The 4,886-nt window shown below is 72.4% G+C and carries 3 protein-coding genes and 1 pseudogene; 2 read left to right on the top strand and 2 right to left on the bottom strand.

All coding sequences use genetic code 11. The features are described 5' to 3' along the window. Both FUT87_RS18865 and FUT87_RS18860 read right to left on the bottom strand, forming a co-directional pair. Nucleotides 1–632 (bottom strand): AraC family transcriptional regulator ligand-binding domain-containing protein (locus FUT87_RS18865; RefSeq protein ID WP_186830627.1); only part of this gene is annotated, 632 nt, incomplete at its 3' end. Further along, the gene (locus tag FUT87_RS18860) at nt 629–1,525 is read right to left on the bottom strand and encodes a diguanylate cyclase domain-containing protein (RefSeq protein WP_147242018.1); all 897 of its coding nucleotides are present in this window, start codon (nt 1,523–1,525) and stop codon (nt 629–631) included. The genes FUT87_RS18865 and FUT87_RS18860, both read right to left, overlap by 4 nt. A gap of 188 nt (nt 1,526–1,713) precedes the next feature. Here FUT87_RS18860 and FUT87_RS18855 point away from each other — a divergent pair. Together FUT87_RS18855 and FUT87_RS18845 are read left to right on the top strand one after the other, a co-directional pair. After that, nucleotides 1,714–4,319 (top strand): annotated as a pseudogene (locus FUT87_RS18855) (TonB-dependent receptor). Nucleotides 4,320–4,501: 182 nt separating this feature from the next. Then, a partial coding sequence (locus FUT87_RS18845) for a hypothetical protein (protein ID WP_404935418.1) occupies nt 4,502–4,886 on the top strand: 385 nt, incomplete at its 3' end.

The following is a 4,886-nucleotide window of genomic DNA, read 5'->3' as shown; positions in this document are numbered from 1 at the left end:
TGCAGCGCCGGGCCGAGGTAGGCCGCGTGCCGCGACAGCTCACGCGGCCGCGTGCGGTTGAAGCTGAAGCGCCAGGGCAGCGACCGGCCGCCACCCAGCCATTGCGCCATCGCGACGACCGCGCTCATCTGCATGTCCACCAGCAGCGGCTGCAGGCTGGGCGGCGCGCCGCAGGCCTCGGTCCAGACCAGCAGCAACTCGTCGGCGCTTTCCACCAGCCGCGGCGTCAGCAGCGGCGACAGCCGCGCGGGCCAGTCGCACAGCACGCGCAGCGCTTGGCGCAGGTCGCCAGCCTGCTGCAGCGCCTGGCTGGCCAGGCCGTAATGGCCCGGGAGGCTCAACTGGCCGACGACAAAACCCACGTCGCCCGCCAGCGGCTGCAAGGCCGCCAGCATGGACAGCAGCTGGCGCGCGGACAGCGCCTGGCCCGGCACCACGCCGCAGCGGCCCAGCCACTCGGCCGGATCGATGCCGCGGCTGCGGGCGAACTCGGCCAGCAGCGCGCCCTGGTAGGCCCAGGGGATGAAGGCGTGGTCGGCGCCATAGGCGGTCGCCGCGCCCGTCGGCAGCGCCTGGCGCAGCGCGGCGAGCGCGTCGTCGGGCTCGGGTGCCGCGCTGGGGAGCGCGCTCACCGCAGCCGCTCCAGCAGGCGCAGCAGTTGCGCCTCGCCGTCCTCGTCGGGATCCAGCATCGCGCTGGCCATGCGGGCGCCGAGCCGCGCCCGGGTGCGCCCGTCTGCGCAGGGATGCACATGCGCGGACAGCGCCGCCAGCAGGTCGCCCGGCAGCGCCGAGTCCGCATTCGGCAGCAGCGCGACGAAACGGTCCGCCGCGTAACGGCACAGCAGGTCGCCCTCGCGCAGCTGCAGCAGCAGCAAGGGCCCGGTGGCCTGCAGCAGCCGTTCCGACTCCGCCAGCCCATGCTGGCGCGCCAGCGCGGGCAGGTCCTGCCAGCCCAGCATCATCAGCGTCGTGGGCACGGCGGGCGCGCGCCGCAGGCGCTCGATCTGCGCGAGCAGGTAGGCGCCGTCGCCCAGCTGCGTCAGCCCGTCGATCTGCGCGTGTTCCCGGTAGCCGCGCTCACGGCCGGCGCGCAGCGCGTTCAGCGCCAGCTGTTCCTGCCGCCACAGGTGCAATCCGAAGGTCAGCCCGGTCATGCCGACGACGTGGCAGGTGGATTCCATCCCCATCAGCAGCGTGAACGCGCGCGGGAACTTCCAGAACTCGTCCATCAGGTCCGCCCAGCCGCCCAGCAGCATCCCCGCCAGCCCCAGGCACAGCCAGGTGGTGACGCGGCCGGCGGGCCGGCTCGCGCGCAGTTGCACCAACCAGAGCGCCAGCATCGCCACGATCAGCGATTCGCTGAGGATGTCGACCCAGCGCCACTGCGCCAGCGGCTTGGCGACCGCCCAGTAGCCGAAGGACCAGGTGACGGCGGCCATCGCCAGCAGCAGCCCATGGCCGAAATGGCGCGAGCCCGCGACCGGCGCGAGCACCAGCGGCGGACGCGGCAGCACGACTTTCATGGCGCGCGATGCTAGGCAGCGTTTGTGACAGTCGCCGTCACACGCGGCGCCGGGGGTCGAATCGGCTCACGCGCCGGGCCTGGCGGAGCCGTCCGGGCCGCGGCGCGTCGAGAATCCCACGCTGTCACGGACCCGCCATCCCGGCTTCCTAACGTGCGCCGCCATCCGTGACTCACCCACCTCCTCCCATGCGCACGCCGCCCCGCCCGACGCTCCTCGCCCTGTGCCTGTCCAGCCTCTTCGCCGCCACGCCCGGATGGGCGCAGCAGGCCGCCGACACCCGTCCCGATACGCGTCCTGACACGCGCCCTGAGGCCGCCGCCGACCTCCGCAAGGACGCCCGCGCGGACGCCCCGCCCGCCAGGGACGCGAAGGCCGACGCCCGCCAGCTCGACACCGTCGTGACGGTGGGCCAGGCGGCGGCGCTGCGCTCCGCGCTGGACAAGCAGTCCGCGGCGCCCGGCATCGTCAACATCGTGCATGCCGACGGCATCGGCCAACTGCCCGACAACAACGCCGCCGAGGCGCTGGCCCGCATGCCGGGCGTGTCGGTGGAGCGCGACCAGGGCGAAGGCCGCTTCATCCGCGTCCGCGGCCTGGGTCCGGACTACAACGCGGTCAACATCAACGGCGCGCTCACGCCCGCCTCCGAGTCCGACCGCCGCGCTCCCGGCCTGGACCTGGTGCCGGCCGGCCTGATCCGCTCGCTGGAGGTGCAGAAGACGCTGACGCCGGACCAGGACGCCAACTCGCTGGGCGGCACGGTGAGGGTGCGCACGCTCAGCGCCTTCGACCAGCCGGGCCGGCTGTTCACGATGGAACTGGGCGCCAACCACGACGCCAACGCCGGCAGGACCCGGCCGCGCGGCTCGGTCGCCTTTGCCGACCGTTTCGCCGGCGGCACGCTGGGCGTGGCGCTGGCGCTGTCGGCCGACCAGCGCCGCTTCGCCAGCGACAACGTCGAGACCGGCGGCGACTGGGACGGCGACAAGCTGGCCAGCTTCGAGCTGCGCCGCTACACCATCACCCGCGAGCGCGTCGGCGCGGCGCTGAACCTGGACTTCAAGCCGGACGAGGCCTCGCTGGTCTACCTGCGCAGCTTCAGCAGCCGCTTCACCGACCAGGAGCAGCGCCAGTCGATCGCGATCGAGTTCGACGAGCCGCTGGCGCCCGGCGAGACCGGCGACGGCACCGTCAGCCGCGGCCTGAAGGCGCGGCGCGAGATCAACAAGTCCAGCGCCGTGGTGCTGGGCAGCGAGCTCAGCCGCGGCGACTGGAAGTTCTGGGCCGAGGCCGGTGCCGGCCGCGCCAGCGAGGACAAGCCCGACACGCTGGCCTCGTCCTCCTTCACCGCGGACTTCGCCGGCCTGGGCTACACCGACACCGTCCGGCCGATGCCCACGGCGGTGGCCGGGCTGGGCGATGCCTCGCGATACGCCTTCAACAAGGCCAAGGTGGAGCAGAGCAGCGCCACCGACCGGGTGCGCCACCTGAAGGCCGACGTGCAGCGCGAGTTCGACCTGGGCGGCTGGGACCTCGACCTCAAGACCGGCCTGAAGGCGATGCGCCGCGACAAGGACAACGCGCAGGAGACCTACGCGCCCAGCGCCAAGGTGCTGAAGAAGGCGCCGTACAACGTCCCCTCGGCGCAGCTGGGGCTGGGCCAGTTCGTCGGCGGCGGCGAGGTCGACTACCCGTGGACCGCCTTCGGGCCCGGCATCGATGCCGGCAAGCTGCGCGGCCTGTACGGCGCCTATGACCTGAACGCGTTCCGCGACGCGGTCGACTCGTCGGTCAACGACTACGCGATGAAGGAGCGCACCGACGCCGGTTACCTGCAGGCGACGCTGGAGCGCGGCGGCACGCAGTGGCTGGTCGGCGTGCGCCATGAGCGCGTGCGCTTCACCGCCGACGGCACCGCCTGGAAGGATGGCGAGCTGAGCGCGGTGCACCAGGACACGCGCTCGAGCCACTGGCTGCCGGCGGTGCTGCTGCGCCAGAAGCTCAACGAAGGCCTGGTGCTGCGCGCGGCGCTGACGCACGCGGTGGTGCGGCCGCCTTCGGCCAGCTGAGCCCGGGCGTGACCGTCGACGGCGACGAGGCCACCGTCGGCAACCCGCTGCTCAAGCCGCTGCGCGCGCGCAACCTGGACCTCGGCCTGGAGCAGAGACTGGGGCGCGACGGGGTGCTGTCGGCCGCGCTGTTCCACAAGAAGATCCGCGATTTCGCCTTCCAGACCGACCTGGCCGGCACGCCGGGCTGGGAGGACTTCAGCCATGTCGAGTCCTTCGCCAACGGCGGCGACGCGACGGTGCGTGGGCTGGAGCTCTCCTGGAGCCAGGCGCTGAGCACGCTGCCGGCGCCGTGGAACGGCCTGGTGATCGGGGCGAACGGCAGCTTCGTGAAGTCGCGCGCGACCATCGGCGGTCATGACGAGGGCCGCTTCGTCAGCCGGCGCATCGCGCTGCCGAGCCAGTCCGACCGCAGCATCAACCTCAGCCTGGGCTGGGAGTCGCCGGCCTTCGGCGCGCGCATCGCGCTGAACCACAAGTCGCCCTACCTGCTCGAGGTCGGCGACGTGCTGGACGCGGCGCAGGACCGCAAGGTCGACACGCAGAACCAGATCGATGCGTCGATGCGCATCCAGCTGACGAAGCAGCTGCAGCTGCAGTTCGAGGCGCTCAACTTGAGCAACGAACGCTATTACGTCTACCAGGGCAGCAAGGCCTTCAACACCCAGTACGAGCAGTACGGGCGGGCCTACAAGCTCAGCCTGAAGCTGGCGATGTTCTGAAGGAGCGGCAGGTCATGACGATGAAGACGATGAGGACTCCCCGCGCCGCTGGGATGACGATCCGCGCGCTCCTGGCGACGGCTGTTGCGGCTGCGGGCGCGCTCGTCCCGATCGCTCAGGCGGCTTCTGGACCGGGAAGGACAACGGGCACGGCGGCAACGGCGGCAACGGCGGCCGCGCCGGTGCTCGAGCTGAGCAAGAGCGGCCTGCGGCTGCTCGACGCCGCGGGCCAGCCGGTGGACGAATTCGGCATTCGCGCCAAGCGCTGGGATCGCCGCCGGCTCGCCGACGGCACGACCGTCGCGCTGCTGCAGGACGCCGACACCGGCGTCCTTCGCCTGATCGAGGTGCGGGACCAGCGCCTGCGCGAGCGCGGCCAGTGGGCGGCGCCGGCCATCGACGTCGAGGCGATCTGCCTCTACCTCGAGCCGCGCCAGCAGACGCTCCAGGCCTTCCTGCTCGGCAGCGATGGTTTATCGGAGCAATGGCTGCTGACGCCGCCGCCCGCCGACCCGGCCAAGCGCCGCGCAAGCAGCGCAAGCAGCGCAAGCAGCACGAGCAGCACGA

This window comes from Mitsuaria sp. TWR114, from assembly GCF_007997345.1.
Note: the sequence above shows the minus strand (reverse complement) of the source record. Positions and strands in the feature narration are given on the sequence as shown.